The sequence below is a fragment of the Ramlibacter sp. JJN2-2R genome (genome assembly GCF_057747835.1).
Map to the genome: position 1 here is coordinate 2199318 of NZ_CM173226.1, position 15418 is coordinate 2214735.

Sequence of the window (15418 nt, forward strand, 5' to 3'; positions counted from 1 at the left end):
GTGCGTCTGTAGGATTGCACCGACAAGAGAGGACTTGCATGTCTGATTTATCGGTCGGTTCCCCCACTCATGAGTTCGGCAAGGACGAGCAACCTTCCGGCGGCCTCTGGCTGTCGATCAAGAAGGCCGCTGCCCGCCTGTCGGACTGGTTCGTCATCCAGAGCACTGCCGTCAAGCTGATGGTGGTTGCCATTGCATTGCTGATTCCCGCCACGGGCATCTATTCGATGGTCCTGGCGCAGCGCCAGGCCGCCGTGGCCGAGCAGGTGCGCAGCATGGCCGGCGCCGGCCAGGGCGCGGCCGTGTTCAACGAGAAGCTGCCCGTCGTGTTCGGCACCGGCTCGCTGCTGGCGTTCGTGCAGAACAGCCCGGTCGACCGCATCACGGTGATCTACAAGCCGCTGATGTGGAACGTCAGCGAGCGCGTCGTGCTCGTCGAGTCGCAGGGCAAGCAGTACGCCTACTACCCCTCCGACATGGAGACCAAGATCTTTGCCGACAAGGCGGTCCTGGCCCCCTGGAGCGGCAAGCTCGGCTTCGTGCCGCGTTCGGACCTGAACGCCGCCAGCCTGCAGTTGCTCGAGAAGCTCGACCAGGGCTTCTCCGGCGCGCGCCCGCAGTCCGAGAAGGACGCCTGGAAGGCCGGCGTCTCGGGCGTGCTGTCCGCCGCCCTCACGCTGGGCCTGCTCGGCTTCCTGGCGTTCCAGCTCAAGGGCCAGTTCAAGTCGCTCAAGTTCATCGAGGCCGCGCAGGTCAACGGGTCGCTGCACGACCTGGTGGGCATGGACGACATCAAGTCCGAGGTCGCGCAGATCAAGGACCAGTACAGCCGCCGCGCCGAGTACGCCGAGTACGGCATCAACAAGCCGTTCAACGTGATGTTCAGCGGCCCGGCCGGCACCGGCAAGACCAAGCTCGCCAGCTACCTGGCCAAGGAGCTGAACCTGCCGATCCTGTTCCACTCCGCGGTGAACCTGGAGACGGGTTATGTCGGCGGCGGCGCCAACACGCTGTCGCGCATCGTGGCCATGGCCAAGCGCCGCAAGCGCTGCATCGTGTTCCTGGACGAGGCGCAGGACCTGTTCATGAAGCGCGGCGGCCACCGCAAGTTCGACGACGACACGCAGAACATGCTGCTGGCGGTGCTGGACGGCGTGCGCACCAAGAGCGACGCCGAGATCATCTGGATCGTCGCGTCCAACTTCAACAGCGAGCAGATGCAGATGGACGAAGCCATGCTGCGCCGCTTCCAGATGAAGGTGGACTTCCGCCTGCCCAACCGCGAGGAGCGGCTGGCGATCATCCAGCACTACCTGGCGCAGCGCGCCGACAAGGTGCTGCCCGACCTCGACCTGCGCCACCTGGTGGAGATCACCGAGGGCCGCAGCCCGGCGGACCTGGAGACGATCGTCAACCAGGCCGGCATCACCGCCGTCCAGGCGGGCCTGATGATCGGCGCCGACACGCTGATGCAGGCGGCCGAGCGCGTGATGGTGGGCAACGTCAACACCAACACCACCAAGGAGCGCGAGCGCGATCGCCGCATCATCGCCATCCACGAGTGGGGCCACTTCCTGGTCGATTTCGAGAACGAGCGCAAGAAGGCGGGCGGCAACTGGGAGAACATCCTGGCCGAGATGAAGACCATCAAGATCTCGCTCAAGGCCAACCCGCGCAACAACGCGCTGGGCTTCGTGTTCCACAAGCAGGGCTCCAACCTGCTCAAGACCAAGGGCGACATCGAGCACGACGTGCGCGTGCTGCTGGGCGGCATGGCCAACGAGGAGCTGTTCTTCGGCGAGGAAGGCACCACCAACGGCGCGCACAACGACATCACGCGCGTGACCAAGCTGCTGCACCACGCCGTGGGCGAGATGGGCATGTACCGCAAGACGCGCCTGAATTTCGGCGCGCTGTCCAGCGACGCCCATGGCAGCAAGTCCCTCGACGAGGAGACGCGCAGCATCATGGAAGCGCAGAGCGAGCGCCTGTACGGCGAGACCAAGGCCATGCTGTCGCGCCTGAAGCCCCTGACCGAGCACATGGCCGGCAAGCTGATGGAGAAGGGCGAGATGAGCCTGCGCGAGGCGCTGCACGAGATCCGCAGCTTCGAGGCGGCCTGCTACAGCTTCAACAGCAAGGTCGGGCTGGCGGCCTGACGCCAGCCGCACCAGGCAGAAGGCCGGGCACCGCCCGGCCTTTTTTCATGGGTCCGCTGGGCGCGGCAGGGCGCGCCCCGATCGGCGACGCAGGCAAATTTCCCTCGAGTGATTCCTCGAATCCCTAAGTTGATGAGCTTGCCGCGGTGGCATGATCGCGGCCCATGTTGGAAACCGACGTCCAGCCCGGCCGGGGGCTGCGTGCGGGCCCCGCGGCGAACGGGGATTTGTCCGCCACCCACAGCATCGTCTGGTCCACCGACGCCCGGGGCCAGATCCGCCGCCCGCTCCCGTCCTGGGAAAAGTTCACAGGCCAGCCGTACGACGCGTATGCCGGCGACGGCTGGCTGCAGGCCGTCCACCCGGACGACCGCGGCCGGGTCGCGCGCGCCTGGCAGGACGGCGTCGCGCAGGGCCAGGGCATCGAGATGGCCTACCGCCTGCGCCGCCGCGACGGCGTCTTCCGCCACGTCACCTCGCATGGCGCGCCCATGCTCGACGGGGGCGAGGTGCGCGAGTGGGTCGGCGTGTGCGTCGACGTCACCGCCAGCCTGCAGGGCGAGGCCGCCCTCAAGCGCAGCGAGGAGCGCTTCCGCTTCCTGGACCGGCTGGGCCAGGCCACGCGCGGGCTGACCGACGCCACGCGCGTGATGGAGATCACCGCCCGCCAGCTCGGCGAATACCTGGGCGCGACGCGCTGCGCGTACGCCGACGTCGACCCGGACGGCAACCGCTTCACGATCCGCAGCGACTGGTCGTGCGACGGCGTGTCCAGCAGCGCCGGTGTCTATTCGCTCGACCTGTTCGGGCCCCAGGCGGTGACCAAGCTGCCGCGCGGCGAGAACCTGGTGGTCGGCGACGTGGACCTGGAGCTGGGCGAGGAGGGCGGCGCCCGGATGTTCAATGCCATCGGCATCAAGGCGATCGTCTGCGCCGGCCTGGTCAAGGACGGGCGCCTGGTCGCCATGATGGCCGTGCACCAGGCCACGCCGCGCGCGTGGACGGCACGCGAGGTGGCGCTGGTCGAGGACGTCGTCGACCGCTGCTGGGCCCACATCGAGCGCGTCCGCGACAACGCCAAGCTGCGCGAGCAGGACCGGCGCAAGGACGAGTTCCTGGCGACGCTCGCCCACGAACTGCGCAACCCGCTGGCGCCGATCAAGTACGCGGTCGCGATGATGCGGCTGGCGCCCGAGCCGAAGGCGCAGGTCCGCGCGCAGGAGGTGATCGACCGCCAGGTCAGCCAGATGTCGCGCCTGATCGACGACCTGCTGGACCTCTCGCGCATCAACCGCGGCCTGATCCAGCTGCAGCGCGAGCCGGTGCGCCTGCGCGCGCTGCTCGAGCGTGCCGTGGAGACGGCGCGGCCGGCCATCGAGACCGCCCGCCACGAACTCGTGCTGCGGCTGCCCGACGAGGACCTGATGCTGCACGCCGATCCGGCGCGGGTGATCCAGGTCGTCGGCAACCTGCTCAACAACGCAGCCAAGTACACGCCCGACGGCGGCCGCATCGAACTGTCCGCCCGGCGCGAAGCCGGCCGCGCGCTGATCGAGGTGGCCGACAACGGCATCGGCATCCCGCCCGACCAGCGCGGCAAGCTGTTCCAGATGTTCAGCCAGCTCGACCACGATCCGGCCCGCAGCAAGGCCGGCCTGGGCATCGGGCTGGCTCTGGTGCAGACGCTGGTGCAGATGCACGGCGGCGCGGTGCGCGTGCACAGCGATGGCCAGGACGAGGGCACGCGCGTGTCGGTGGAGCTGCCGCTGCACGAGCAGCCGGCCGCGGCCCGCGCGCCCGAGCCGGGCGGCGAGCTGGCCCCCAACGGCGCGGGCCGGCGGGTGCTGGTGGTGGAGGACAACCGCGACGGGCTGGAGACGCTGCTGGCGCTGCTGGACATGCTGGGCTACGAGGTCGCCGGCGCGGCCGACGGTCGCGAGGCCCTCGAGCGCGCGCAGGCGTTCCGGCCGCATGTCGTGCTGCTCGACCTGGGCCTGCCGGTCATGGACGGGCTGCAGGTGGCGCGGGCGCTTCGCGAGGATGAGCGCTTCGCGGACGTGTACATCGCGGCGCTGACCGGCTGGGGCGCGGAGGCGGATCGCCGCCGCACGGCCGAGGCCGGGTTCGACGCGCACCTGACCAAGCCGGTCGAGCTTCGCGCGCTGGAAGAGGTGCTGGCGCGCTCGGCGGCAAAGCCGACCCAGGCGCCGCTGTAGGACGGCGGCACGGCCGCACATGCCGTGCGCCCGCCCGCCGGGCGCGCGACCCACGGGCCCATGCTCGGCGGTCCTACAGCAGCGTTTGCGATTGGCGCACCCGCGGCGGATGTGCCCGCCGATGCCCGCTCCCGGCCGGGGCGCCTACCTTGGAGGCTCCAACACAGGAGTGGCAGATGTCCGAAGACAAGGGCCGGTCCGCCGGCGCGCAAGAGCTCCAGATCAGCCTCGAGCACGAGTGGGAGAAGCGCAACTGGATGCAGTGGCTCGGATGCAGCGAGAAGGAGCTGCAGCATGCCGTCGAGTCGATCGGCGCGGACCCCGACAACGTGCGCCGCTTCCTGCGCCAGGCCCGCTGAACCGTCGGCCAACCGCGTGACGAGGTTCACGCTGTTGCCACCGTTCGCGAACTTTGCACGCTTGTTGCACCTCCCAATGCGGTGCATGCCTAGCATGGATTCATGCGTTACACCCGTGAAGAGTACGCCAACATGCAGGCCGTGCAGCGCCGTGTGGCGCGGGCGGAGGCCGACTACGCCCGGTTCCGGGCGGCCTACCTCGAGATCGCGCAGAACGAGCCCGACCACGAGGTGGCGCTGGCGATGATCGGCGCGGACATGAACCGCGCCCACGCCTACCTGCAGGCCCTGATCGGCCTGCCGCCCACGCCGTTCGAGAAGCAGCCGAGCGTGGTGGTCATGCGCGAGGCGCGGCGCCTGGCCGAAGAGAAGAACCGCTAGTTCCCGCCCGCGTGCGCCCGGCCGTTCCTAGAATGGCCGCTTGCACACGGCCGACCTGACCCCTGACCGCCTCCTCCTGGACGAAGCCGCCGCGCGGCGCGTCCTGCTCGTGCAGGCGGTGGACGGCGTCGACACCCAGGGCCGCCTCGTCGGCGCCAGCGAGCGCGACCGCATCGAGCACGAGGCCTTGGTCGCCACCGGCGACCCCGCGCGTGGCGAACGCGTCGATGCCCGGCGCTGGCTCCTCGCCCGCGCCGATCGCCTGCTCGACCTGATCTCGCACCGCCAGCCGCGCCTGGCGGCGCTGGCGCAGCCGCCCGTGTGGCATGCCTGGCTGGGCTGGGGCCTGCCGCTCGTGGCGCTGGTGCTCGGCGGTGTCATCGACCGCATCGACAACCCCAAGCAGGTGAACCTGCTGTCGCCGCCGCTGCTGGTCTTCCTGCTGTGGAACCTGTCGATCTATGTCGCGCTCGTGGCCATGGCCCTGTGGCCGCGCGCGCGTTCCACCCTTCCCGGGCCGAACCCCGTCCTGTCCTTCCTGGAACGCCCGATGGGCGGCCTGCGCGGCGACGTCGCCAAGGCGTTCGCACTGCGCTGGTGGGAAGCGGCGGGGGCGCTCGAAGGCCAGCGCTGGCGGCGCATCCTGCACACGGCGGCAGCGGCCTGGGCCGTCGGCGTCGCGATCTCGATCGTGCTCGGCGGCGTGGTGCGCGAGTACCGCGTCGGCTGGGAGAGCACGCTGCTGGACTTGCCGCAGGTGCATGCCGTGCTCTCGTTGCTGTTCGCCCCGGTCGTCGCCTTGCTGCCGGTGGAGCCGTTCAGCCAGGCAGAACTCGCGCGCCTGCACTTCGGCTCCGGCGCCGACGTCGGCCGCGTGGAGGCGCGGCGCTGGGTGGGCCTCTATGTCGCGCTGCTCATGGTCGTGGTGGTGGTGCCGCGCGCGCTGCTGGCCGCCTGGGCGGGCTGGCGGCAGCACCGCCTGGCGCGCGCGATCGCGGTCGACGTCGCCTCGCCGTACTTCTCGGGGCTGCTCGCCCGCGTGCATCCGGCTCGCGTGCGGCTGGGGCTGCTGGTCGAGGACGGCGTCGATGCCCGGCCGCTGCGCACCGTGCTGCGACAGGCGGGCGAGGGCGCCGGCCTGCCCGACGCGCCGCCGTGGACGGTGCTGACGACCGCGCGCGGCGATGCCCTGCTCGTGCAGGCGGGCGAGGGCGGCGTGCCGGGTGCCCGCGTGGCCGACCAGGGGCCGTGGTGGCAGCGCGCGCGCACGATCCTGCGGCCCGCGACGGACGACGGCCAGCGCGCGCCGGCGTCGCCGGTGGATGTGTGGCTGGTGCTCGCCCGCACGCCCGCCGCACTCGACACCTTGCTGCACGGCGCGCCGGAACAGACGCCGGTGCTGCTGCTGCCGACCGCGCGCGGGCTGGCCGCGGGGCCCCTGCGCCACGGCACGCGCGGCGGCGAGGTGCTGCCGCTGGACCAGCTGCCGACGTGGCTCGCCGACGAGCGGATGCGCGCGGCGCTGCGGCGGCTGGTGCCGTCGCACCAGCAGGCGGGCCTCGACCGGCTGTGGACCGCCTGGCGCGACCATGCGCGCAGCCGCCTCGACCGCGCGGTGCAACTGCTCGCGCAGCAGCTGCTGGCCGATGCGCGCGACGCGGAACCGCTGCAGGTCACGCCGCTGGGCGTGCGCCAGCTGGTCGTGCGCAGCGAGCGCCAGGCCGGACAGGAGGCACGGCGCCTGGCCATGCAGGCGCTGTTCGCGCGCGTGCACGATCGCGGGCAGGGCGCGCTCTCGCAGCTGGCCTCGCTGCATGGCGTGTCGCTGGCCAGCGAGGAGGAAGCCGGCGCCCAGGCCTTGCCGGAGCGTTTCCATGTGCACCACGCGGTGGACGAGCCGCAGGCCGGGCTGGCTGGCGCGGCCAGCGGCGCGGCGATGGGCGCCACGGTCGATCTGATGACCGGCGGGCTGACGCTGGGGGCGGCGAGCGCGCTCGGTGCGCTGGTGGGCGGCGGCGCCGCCCTCGCGGCCGCGGCGTGGAAGAACCGCAGCGCCGACCCCGGCGCCTCGGTCGTGATGCTGGACGACGCCATGCTGCTCGCGCTGGTCGAGCAGGCGCTGCTGCGCTACGTGCGCATCGCCCATGGAGGACGGGCGGGGCTCGTGGACGAGTCGCAGTGGCGTTCGGTGGTGGAGGCGGAGCTGGCGACGCGGGAGGCCGCGGTGAAGGACGTGTTCGGGAAGGCGCGCGTCGACCGCGAGGCCGACCGGCTGCAGCCGCAACTGGCCGAGCACCTGCGGCAACTCGTGCCTGCCGTGCTGGCCCGCCTGGGCGGCCACTGAAAGTTGCCGCGGCGCGGGGCCGCGGCAACAGGGGGACTGCTTAGGGCTTGCGGACGATCTTGTCGGCCGCGTCCTCGACGTCGCCGACCTTCTTCTGCACCTTGCCCTCCTGCTCGCGGGCGTGGCCCTTGGCTTCCTGCTCGGTGCTGCCGACCAGCTTGCCGGCCTGCTCCTGCACCTCGCCGGCGGCTTCCTTCATCGTGCCCTTGACCTGGTCCTTGTTCATCTCGATTCCTTTCAACTTGGTTGGTGCAGCCACGTTAGCGCGGGCACAGCGCGGGCCCGGCAAGCGCGCACCGACGGTGGCCGTGCGGGCCGGACTACACGGCGGCTCACCTTGGCGGCTCGGCGGTGAACACGCGGCTGAGCCAGCGCACCATCTCCGGCGCGCTCGCCGCGGGCGCGCCGAGGTGGTCGGTGCGCGGCTCGAACAGCGCGTTCGCGGGATGCGCCGGCAGCCCGGCCCACAGCTCGCGCTTGCGCTGGCGCAGGTTGGCCAGGTCGCGCGTGGGCACGACCAGCAGCACCGGCGTGCCCGGCCGCACGGCGTGCCAGACGCGACTCCAGTTCATCGCGCCCTGCGGGTCGTACCAGGTGACGTAGGCCGAGGGCACCGTGCCCGGCAGCGGAAAGCGGGCCGGGCTCACCACGTCGGCGTCCTGCAGCGTGGTGCGCTCCTCGCCACGGCCCTGGGCGATCAGCTCGCGTGCGCGGGCGAGCTGGTCGTCCAGCTGCTTCATGTCGCTGCCGCCATTGGGGGCGATCGCCACGAGCGCGTCGACCCGCGTGCGCCCGGCCATGTGCGCGGCGAAGAATCCGCCGAGGCTGAAGCCCGCCATCACGAGGTGCTGCGCGCCGTGCTGCCGCAGCCGCTGCAGGGCCTCGAGCACCTGCTGCTCGGCCGCGGCCACCGGCCGGCTGAAGGCGCCGGCGCCCGACCACGGCATGTCGAGGTTCTCCACGCGCCAGCCCGCGGCGCGCAGCTGCGCCGCGAGCGGCTCCATGCTGGCCGCATCGGCGCCGATGCCGTGCATCAGCACGATGCCCACGCCGCGCGGCGGCGGCAGGACCGGCCGGGGCGCGGGCGGATCCACCAGGCCCACGCCCACCAGCAAGGCCGTGACCGCGCGCCGGCCGGCGTCGATCAGGTCAGGCATGCACCTTCTCCCGGCCCGCCTGCCGGGTGGGCTCGTCGATGCCCACCAGGGCCGCTCGCCTTGCGACATGTGTCCACCGTCGGACTCCAGGCGTCTTCATGCGATCCAACTCCATCCGGCCAGAGAATGCGCACCTCGCCCTACGGGCGGCGAGCCGCCATCGTTGGCTCGTCCGCGGCGCCTGACTGTAGGACGCCGCCGCGGATGCGCCGTCAGGCGTCGAGCCGCACCTGCCACCAGGCGGGCAGCAGCGCCCGCACCTCGGGCCGCGCGAAGCGGTCGTCGATCAGCACCACCGTGCCGCGGTCCTCGCGCGTGCGGATCACGCGGCCGGCGGCCTGCACGACCTTGCGGATGCCAGGGTACAGGTACGCGTAGTCGTACCCGGCGCCGAACGCCTGCTGCAGGCGCCGGCGCATCTCCTCGTTCACCGGGTTCACCTGCGGCAGGCCCAGCGTCGCGATGAAGGCGCCCACGAGGCGATCGCCCGGCAGGTCGATGCCTTCGCCGAAGCTGCCGCCCAGCACCGCGAAACCGAGCGTGCGGCCGCCCGGCGCGAACTCGTCGAGGAAGGCGCGGCGCTGCGCTTCCGGCATGGCGGGGGACTGCTCCAGCACCGGCAGGTGCGGATGGCGTTCGCGCACCAGCGCGGCCACCCGCTGCAGGTAATCGAAGCTGCTGAAGAAGGCGAGGTAGTTGCCCGGCTGCGCCGCGTAGTGCCGCGCGATCAGGTCGGCGATCGGCTCCAGCGAGCGGTCGCGATCGGCCCAGCGGGTCGAGATGCTGCGCACCACGCGCACCGACAGCTGCTCGGCCTGGAACGGCGAGGCGACGTCGATCCACACGGTGTCGGCCGGCAGCCCCAGCGTGTCCAGGTAGAAGCCGGCCGGCGCGAGCGTCGCCGAGAACAGCACGCCGGCATGGGCCGCTTCGAAGCGCGGCGCGAGGAACGGCCCCGGGATCAGGTTGCGGATGCACGGCACCGCTTCCGGCCCGCGCGGGCCCGGGCGCAGGGTGACGTCGAACACCGAGTGCGAGCCGAACGACTCCGCCAGCCGCTGCATCGCCAGCATGTCGAAGTGGAACTGCTGCAGCGCGCCGGGCGGCTCGTGCGGCGAGTCGTTCAGGTGGTCCGAGATCGCGGCCGAGGCCTTCAGCAGCGCATTCATCCAGCCGCCCGGGATCTCCTCCAGGACGGTGTAGGGGCGCCCGTCGGCGGGCACGAGCTCGCTCCAGGCGCGGCGCAGCCGGTCCAGCGCGCGCCGCACCGGCGCGGGCGCGTCGGTGCGCGCGGCGCGCAGGGCCGCCAGGCCGATGTCGGCGCTGTACATCTGGCGACCGCGCTCGACCAGGTTGTGCGCCTCGTCCACCAGCACGGCGACGCGCCAGCCGTTCTCCTGCGTGAAGGCGTGCAGCAGCGCGCTGGCGTCGAAGAAGTAGTTGTAGTCGCCCACCACCACGTCGGCCCAGCGCGCCAGTTCCTGCGACAGGTAATAGGGGCAGACCTGGTGCGCCAGCGCCACCTCGCGCAGCGCGGCGCGCTCCATCGGCCCGCGCGCCAGCGCCTGCTCGCGCGCGGCGGGGAGGCGATCGTAGAAGCCACGCGCGAGCGGGCACGATTCGCCGTGGCAGGCCTTGTCGGGGTGCTCGCAGGCCTTGTCGCGCGCGGTCAGTTCGACCACGCGCAGCGGAAACTCCGGCGCCGCGCGGCCGATCACGTGCAGTGCGTCCAGCGCGAGCTGGCGCCCGGGCGTCTTGGCCGCGAGGAAGAACACCTTGTCGATGCGCTGCGCCGGGCAGGCCTTGAGCACGGGGAACAGCGTGCCCACCGTCTTGCCGATGCCGGTGGGCGCCTGCGCCATCAGGCAGCGGCCCTGGGCGGCGGCGCGGTAGGCCGCCTCGGCCAGCTCGCGCTGGCCTTCGCGGAAGGTCGGGTGCGGAAAGGCCAGCGCCGTGAGCTGCGCGTCGCGGTGTTCGCGATGCGCGAGCTCCTGCCGGGCCCAGGCCAGGAAGCGCCGGCACTGCGCCTCGAAGAACTCGCGCAGTTCCTCGCGCGTGTGGGTCGCCTCGAGCAGCGTCTCCTTGGCGGTGCCGATGTCGAAGTAGACGAGCGCGAGGGTGATGGACTCCAGCCCGCGGTCCTGGCACAGCAGCCAGCCGTAGACCTTGGCCTGGGCCCAGTGCAGGTGGCGGTGGTTGGCCGGCTGGCGCGCGAGGTCGCCGCGGTAGGTCTTGATCTCCTCCAGCCGGTTGCGCGCGGCGTCGTAGCCGTCGGCGCGGCCGCGCACCCGCAGCGCGTCGTACTCGCCCACGAGGGTCACCTCGCGCTCGTAGCCCGCGCCGCGGCCGGCCGTCACCGTGGCATGGCCGGCGATGCCTTCCTGCGCGGTGGGCGAGGGCGTGAACCGCAGGTCCAGGTCCCCCGCCTTGGCGGTGAACTCGCACAGGGCGCGGACGGCCACGGTGTACTGCATGGCCGCGATGGTAGCGGCCCGGCGCGCGGGGCCGGCCGGCGAAGGAATCCCAGATCGCAGGCCGTCATGCCGGGGCTCGACCCGGCATCCGGCGGGCCGTCATGCCGGGGCTTGACCCCGCATCCAGTCGGCTGTCATGCCGGGCTCGACCCCGCATCCAGTAGGCTGTCATGCCGGGCTCGACCCGGCATCCAGCGGCGGTGCCGAAGCGGAGCCCCGATACCGCGTCGAGCCGCCGACGGCGACCGGTCTGCTGACCGGCCCGCCATCGTGGCGGAGGCCTCAGCCCGCCTCGACCTGGTGGGTCACGCTGGTGATGGCGTAGCCCTTCTCGCCGATCTGCTCGCCGGCGTGGTCGATGCCGTACTCGGCCAGGCGCGGCGAATCCACGTCCAACTCGGTGGCCGTGGCGACGAGCTTCCAGTCCACGTTGTCCACTTCCTGCGGGATCGGCCGGCCCGCGGGCACGACCATGAAGGAGAGCTTGTGCTCGGGCTCCGGGCGGCGGTAGATGTCCAGTTGCATGCGGTCTCTCCTGGGGTTCAGCCGCCCTGGTGCGGGCGCTTGCCGGGGTTCTTCTTGTTGCGCGTCGCGGTGCCGCGCTCGAGGCTGACCTTCTGGCCGCCGCCGCGTCGCGGCGGGGTGTACGTGGGACTGGCCTGGGGTGCCGGCGAACGCTGGCGGTCGGCCTCGGTGACGATCTTGTTGCCCATGGGGAAAACAGCTCCTGTCGTTGTGTTGGCCCCCATTGCGCCATGTCCGCGGCGGGCCCGGCGTAGGCGTGCTCGCGCAATCGCTGTCAGCGCTGCCTGCGGCTGCCTCAGGGGCAGCGGACGACCTGGCCGCTGACCACGCACGGCCCGCCGGGGCCGATCAGCGTGGGGCCGGCGCGATTCAGGCGGGTGCCGTTGCTGTCCCAGCAGCCGCCGGCGTCGCACGAGACGATGACCGGCGGCCGCTCGACCGGCGGGGGTGGCGCAGGTGCCGGCGCAGGCGAGGGCGGCTGCGGCGCGGGCAGCGCCACCGTCGGCGGCGGCACCACCTGCGGCGGCTGGGCCGTCGGGGACGGGCGCCGCGCCTCGCCGCTGCCGCCGAGGCAGGCGTGCGTGGCCACCCGGCGCAAGGCTTCGACGTCGGCTGCGCTGGCCCCGCTGCCCGCTGCCCGCGCGGCCTGCAGCGCGTCCAGGCGCCGGCCGCATTCGGCCGACTTCAACGGGTCGCCCTGCGCGTGGACACAGCCCGCCGCCAGGGCGAGGGCAAGCCAGGTGAACGGCAGCCGCATCCTTGCTTGGAAGGACGTGCCGCGTCGAAGTTCTGCCGCTGCGTCCTACGCCAGCGGGCTGGGCGGCCTGACACCGGCGGCGCGCGGCACGCGCCACGATGAACCCATCGGACGACACCCCATGCCTTCGGACCCCACCATCCACCCCGACCGCTCGCCGCAGCGCGCGGATCCCGCCCCGCGCCCCACGCCCGCCCAGCCCGACCACGGCGAGAGCAGCACCAGCACGATCATCGAGGCGCCGCTCAAGCGCCGCAGCCCGCTGGACCCGCACGACTTCCCGGATGGCGGCGGCAGCGGCGGCGCGCAGGCCTTCCGCCGCACGCGCGCCAGGTCGCGCCGCTGAGCCCGCCCTTGGGGCGCGGTCCTACGGATGCGCCACCGGGCCGGCGCGATGATCGTCCTCGGCATGAAGATCGCCACCTTCAACGTCAACGGCATCAAGACCCGCCTGCCGAACCTGCTCGAGTGGCTCGCGCGCGAGCAGCCCGACGTTGCGTGCCTGCAGGAGCTCAAGGCGCTGGACAGCGCGTTCCCCGAGGCGGACCTGCGCGAGGCCGGCTACCACGCGCTGTGGAAGGGGCAGCGCTCCTGGAACGGCGTGGCCATCCTCTCGCGCAGCGCGCCGGTTGAGGTGCGCCGCGAGCTGCCCGGCGATCCCGGCGACGACCACAGCCGCTATATCGAGGCCGCGGTGGACGGCGTGCTCATCGCCTGCCTGTACCTGCCCAACGGCAACCCGCAGCCCGGCCCCAAGTTCGACTACAAGCTCGCGTGGTTCGAGCGCCTCATCCAGCACGCCGCGACGCTGGTGGGCGGCGGGCACCCGGTCGTGCTGGCCGGCGACTTCAACGTCGTGCCGACCGACTTCGACATCTACAACCCGCGCTCCTGGCTGAAGGACGCGCTGCTGCAGCCCGAAAGCCGCGCGTGCTACCAGCGGCTGCTCGACCAGGGCTGGACCGACGCGATCCGGCACCTGCATCCCGACGAGCCCGTGTTCACCTTCTGGGACTATTTCCGCCAGCACTGGGAACGCAACTCGGGCTTGCGGATCGATCACCTGTTGCTCAACCCGGCCCTGGCGCCCAGGCTCAGGCGCGCGGGCGTGGACACCTGGGTGCGCGGCCAGCCGCACGCCAGCGACCACGCGCCGACCTGGATCGAACTCGCCGCCGATGGCGCGCCGCCCGCGCGTCGCAAGCGTTCCTGACCACTGCATCACGAAGGAGTCCCCCATGTCCACCATCCTCGCCGCCTTCGACAAGCGCTTCGCCGCCGACCAGGCGCTCCACGTGCTCGTCAAGCTGGGCGTGCCGCGCGACGACGTCCACGTGGAGCACGACCTCGAACGCCTCAAGGGGATCAAGGGCAAGGGCAGCCGGCGCGTCGGCAACGACTCGGTGCTGGGCACGGCGGGGCGCATGTTCGCCGACCTGGTGCAGACCAACGTGGACTACCACCACGTGGATATCATCACCGAGGCGCTCGAGCGCGGCGCCAGCGTGCTGGTGGCGCGCCTGACCGATCCGTCGGCGTGCGACCGCGTGATGGCCCGGCTGCGCGCCGAAGGCGCCTACGACGTGGCCGTGCGCGCGGCCGCCGACGCGCCGCACTGAACCCGCCGCGCTGGACCCGCCGCGGGCCGGCGGGCCGCTGCAACAATGCGGCGGACCACCACCGGAGTTGCGCCATGTACCAGCTGCACTACTGGCCCGGCATCCAGGGCCGCGGCGAATTCGTGCGCCTCGCGCTCGAGGCCGCCGGCGCGCCCTATGTCGACGTCGCGCGTGGCCGGGAGGCCGACGGGCAGGGGCTGGGCGCGATGATGGCGGTGCTGGACGGCCCGCACGTGCCCCGCCCGCCGTTCGCCTGCCCGTTCCTGGTCGACGGGCGCAAGGTGATCGGCCAGACCGCGGCCATCCTGCTGTACCTCGGCCCGCGCCTGAAGCTGGTCGGCGCGAGCGAGGCCGACCGGCTCTGGGCGCACCAGATCCAGCTGACGATCGCCGACCTCGTCGCCGAGGTGCACGACCTGCACCACCCGGTCGGCACCAGCCTGTACTACGAGGACCAGAAGCCCGAGGCGGCGCGGCGCGCGCAGGAGTTCCGGCGCGAACGGCTGCCCAGGTTCGTCGGCTGGTTCGAGACGCTGCTCGCGCGCAATCCACGCAACCAGCGCGGCAGGGGCCCGTTCCTGGTCGGCGGGCGGCTGTCCTATGCCGATCTCTCGCTGTTCCAGGCGGTCGATGGGCTGCTGTACGCGCTGCCCCGGGCCACGCGCCGCGTGCTGAAGAAGGCGCCGCACGTGACCGCGCTGCATGCCGCGGTGCCGCGGCACAAGCGCCTAGCGGCCTACCTGGCGAGCGAGCGCCGCCTGCCGTTCAACGAGGAAGGCATCTTCCGCCACTACCCCGAGCTGGACGGCTGAGTCAGCCCGCGAAGCCGCCGTCGGCAAGGAAGGCCCGCTCCTCGGCCGTCGTGTGGCGCCCCAGCAGCGCATTGCGGTGCGGGAAGCGGCCGAAGCGCCGGACGATGTCGCGGTGCGCGAGCGCATGGCGCGCGCCTTCCGTGCCCATCCGCTGCGTGAGGTCGACCGCCCGGTCCTGGTCCGGCAGCCACTCGGAGTGCATGAACGGCACGTACAGGAAGTTGCGCAGGCCCGCGTCGTCGATCTGTGCGTCCAGTCCCGCCATGACGGCCGCATGCGCCGCGCTGCGCGCGAGCGCGTCGGTCGCGAACGAGCGGGCGCTGCCGCGGAAGGCATTGCGCGGAAACTGGTCCAGCAGGATCACCAGGGCCAGGGCGCCCTCGGCTGTCGTCACCCAGCCGGCCAGTTCGCCGCGTGCGGCCGCCTGGTGCAGGTCGAGGAAGCGCTGGCGGAATTGCGCATCGAAGGCGTCGTCCTTGCGGAACCAGCGCCTGGCCCCCGCTTCGCGCCAGAAGCGGACCACGTCGGCGGCGGCAGCAGGCGTGTCCATCGGCGCATCGTAGTCGGCCCGCGCCTACACCGCGCGCGGCGCGGCCGCTCCTACAGTGGGGCATC

General features: G+C 72.3%; 16 protein-coding genes. 9 read left to right on the forward strand and 7 right to left on the reverse strand.

Features of this window, described 5'->3' with window-relative positions:
- Positions 1–38 precede the first annotated feature (38 nt).
- The 5 genes from AC3ANR_RS10810 (at position 39) to AC3ANR_RS10830 (ending at position 7459) form a co-directional block, all read left to right on the forward strand.
- Positions 39–2159 (forward strand): AAA family ATPase, encoded by a 2121-nt coding sequence (locus AC3ANR_RS10810; protein ID WP_488288114.1) that lies wholly within the window; start codon positions 39–41, stop codon positions 2157–2159.
- A gap of 164 nt (positions 2160–2323) precedes the next feature.
- Positions 2324–4375 carry a hybrid sensor histidine kinase/response regulator gene (locus AC3ANR_RS10815; RefSeq protein WP_488288115.1) on the forward strand — a complete coding sequence of 684 codons (2052 nt, stop codon included), beginning with the start codon at positions 2324–2326 and terminating at the stop codon, positions 4373–4375.
- Between the two features lie 176 nt (positions 4376–4551).
- Complete coding sequence (locus AC3ANR_RS10820) at positions 4552–4734, forward strand: DUF3606 domain-containing protein (RefSeq protein WP_488288116.1); 183 nt, start codon at positions 4552–4554, stop codon at positions 4732–4734.
- A 102-nt stretch (positions 4735–4836) separates the two neighbouring features.
- Positions 4837–5115: a hypothetical protein gene (locus AC3ANR_RS10825; protein WP_427912332.1), complete on the forward strand. Its 279-nt coding sequence runs from the start codon at positions 4837–4839 to the stop codon at positions 5113–5115.
- 40 nt (positions 5116–5155) lie between these two features.
- Positions 5156–7459 carry a DUF3482 domain-containing protein gene (locus tag AC3ANR_RS10830; RefSeq protein ID WP_488288117.1) on the forward strand — a complete coding sequence of 768 codons (2304 nt, stop codon included), beginning with the start codon at positions 5156–5158 and terminating at the stop codon, positions 7457–7459.
- A gap of 40 nt (positions 7460–7499) precedes the next feature.
- On the opposite strand, the gene AC3ANR_RS10835 is transcribed toward AC3ANR_RS10830, so the two are convergent.
- The 6 genes from AC3ANR_RS10835 to AC3ANR_RS10860 all read right to left on the reverse strand — a co-directional run bounded on the left by AC3ANR_RS10835 (position 7500) and on the right by AC3ANR_RS10860 (position 12372).
- On the reverse strand, positions 7500–7685 hold the full coding sequence (locus tag AC3ANR_RS10835) for a CsbD family protein (protein ID WP_488288118.1): 186 nt from the start codon (positions 7683–7685) through the stop codon (positions 7500–7502).
- Between the two features lie 106 nt (positions 7686–7791).
- Positions 7792–8616: an alpha/beta fold hydrolase gene (locus tag AC3ANR_RS10840; protein ID WP_488288119.1), complete on the reverse strand. Its 825-nt coding sequence runs from the start codon at positions 8614–8616 to the stop codon at positions 7792–7794.
- A 212-nt stretch (positions 8617–8828) separates the two neighbouring features.
- Positions 8829–11090 carry an ATP-dependent DNA helicase gene (locus AC3ANR_RS10845; protein ID WP_488288120.1) on the reverse strand — a complete coding sequence of 754 codons (2262 nt, stop codon included), beginning with the start codon at positions 11088–11090 and terminating at the stop codon, positions 8829–8831.
- A 282-nt stretch (positions 11091–11372) separates the two neighbouring features.
- Entirely contained in the window at positions 11373–11615 is a 243-nt protein-coding gene (locus AC3ANR_RS10850) for a DUF6139 family protein (RefSeq protein WP_488288121.1), read from the reverse strand.
- Between the two features lie 17 nt (positions 11616–11632).
- Positions 11633–11803: a hypothetical protein gene (locus tag AC3ANR_RS10855; RefSeq protein WP_488288122.1), complete on the reverse strand. Its 171-nt coding sequence runs from the start codon at positions 11801–11803 to the stop codon at positions 11633–11635.
- A 107-nt stretch (positions 11804–11910) separates the two neighbouring features.
- Entirely contained in the window at positions 11911–12372 is a 462-nt protein-coding gene (locus tag AC3ANR_RS10860; protein WP_488288123.1) for a hypothetical protein, read from the reverse strand.
- A 121-nt stretch (positions 12373–12493) separates the two neighbouring features.
- Between AC3ANR_RS10860 and AC3ANR_RS10865 the strand changes: the two genes are divergently transcribed.
- The 4 genes from AC3ANR_RS10865 (at position 12494) to AC3ANR_RS10880 (ending at position 14803) form a co-directional block, all read left to right on the forward strand.
- The gene (locus AC3ANR_RS10865) at positions 12494–12718 is read left to right on the forward strand and encodes a hypothetical protein (protein ID WP_488288124.1); all 225 of its coding nucleotides are present in this window, start codon (positions 12494–12496) and stop codon (positions 12716–12718) included.
- 63 nt (positions 12719–12781) lie between these two features.
- Complete coding sequence (gene xth / locus AC3ANR_RS10870) at positions 12782–13585, forward strand: exodeoxyribonuclease III (RefSeq protein ID WP_488288125.1); 804 nt, start codon at positions 12782–12784, stop codon at positions 13583–13585.
- 25 nt (positions 13586–13610) lie between these two features.
- Complete coding sequence (locus AC3ANR_RS10875) at positions 13611–13991, forward strand: hypothetical protein (protein ID WP_488288126.1); 381 nt, start codon at positions 13611–13613, stop codon at positions 13989–13991.
- A 74-nt stretch (positions 13992–14065) separates the two neighbouring features.
- Entirely contained in the window at positions 14066–14803 is a 738-nt protein-coding gene (locus AC3ANR_RS10880; protein ID WP_488288127.1) for a glutathione S-transferase, read from the forward strand.
- Position 14804: 1 nt separating this feature from the next.
- Here the strand turns inward: AC3ANR_RS10880 and AC3ANR_RS10885 are convergent, their stop codons facing one another.
- Positions 14805–15353 carry a DUF924 family protein gene (locus AC3ANR_RS10885; RefSeq protein ID WP_488288128.1) on the reverse strand — a complete coding sequence of 183 codons (549 nt, stop codon included), beginning with the start codon at positions 15351–15353 and terminating at the stop codon, positions 14805–14807.
- Positions 15354–15418 lie beyond the last annotated feature (65 nt).

Excerpts from the sequence above, each read along its gene's own strand:
- AC3ANR_RS10820 (WP_488288116.1), top strand. The coding sequence starts at position 4,552 with ATGTCCGAAGACAAGGGCCGGTCCGCCGGCGCGCAAGAGCTCCAGATC.
- AC3ANR_RS10840 (WP_488288119.1), bottom strand. The coding sequence starts at position 8,616 with ATGCCTGACCTGATCGACGCCGGCCGGCGCGCGGTCACGGCCTTGCTG.
- AC3ANR_RS10885 (WP_488288128.1), bottom strand. The coding sequence starts at position 15,353 with ATGGACACGCCTGCTGCCGCCGCCGACGTGGTCCGCTTCTGGCGCGAA.
- xth (WP_488288125.1), top strand. The coding sequence starts at position 12,782 with ATGAAGATCGCCACCTTCAACGTCAACGGCATCAAGACCCGCCTGCCG.
- AC3ANR_RS10865 (WP_488288124.1), top strand. The coding sequence starts at position 12,494 with ATGCCTTCGGACCCCACCATCCACCCCGACCGCTCGCCGCAGCGCGCG.
- AC3ANR_RS10850 (WP_488288121.1), bottom strand. The coding sequence starts at position 11,615 with ATGCAACTGGACATCTACCGCCGCCCGGAGCCCGAGCACAAGCTCTCC.
- AC3ANR_RS10810 (WP_488288114.1), top strand. The coding sequence starts at position 39 with ATGTCTGATTTATCGGTCGGTTCCCCCACTCATGAGTTCGGCAAGGAC.
- AC3ANR_RS10815 (WP_488288115.1), top strand. The coding sequence starts at position 2,324 with ATGTTGGAAACCGACGTCCAGCCCGGCCGGGGGCTGCGTGCGGGCCCC.
- AC3ANR_RS10835 (WP_488288118.1), bottom strand. The coding sequence starts at position 7,685 with ATGAACAAGGACCAGGTCAAGGGCACGATGAAGGAAGCCGCCGGCGAG.
- AC3ANR_RS10845 (WP_488288120.1), bottom strand. The coding sequence starts at position 11,090 with ATGCAGTACACCGTGGCCGTCCGCGCCCTGTGCGAGTTCACCGCCAAG.
- AC3ANR_RS10860 (WP_488288123.1), bottom strand. The coding sequence starts at position 12,372 with ATGCGGCTGCCGTTCACCTGGCTTGCCCTCGCCCTGGCGGCGGGCTGT.
- AC3ANR_RS10825 (WP_427912332.1), top strand. The coding sequence starts at position 4,837 with ATGCGTTACACCCGTGAAGAGTACGCCAACATGCAGGCCGTGCAGCGC.
- AC3ANR_RS10875 (WP_488288126.1), top strand. The coding sequence starts at position 13,611 with ATGTCCACCATCCTCGCCGCCTTCGACAAGCGCTTCGCCGCCGACCAG.
- AC3ANR_RS10855 (WP_488288122.1), bottom strand. The coding sequence starts at position 11,803 with ATGGGCAACAAGATCGTCACCGAGGCCGACCGCCAGCGTTCGCCGGCA.
- AC3ANR_RS10880 (WP_488288127.1), top strand. The coding sequence starts at position 14,066 with ATGTACCAGCTGCACTACTGGCCCGGCATCCAGGGCCGCGGCGAATTC.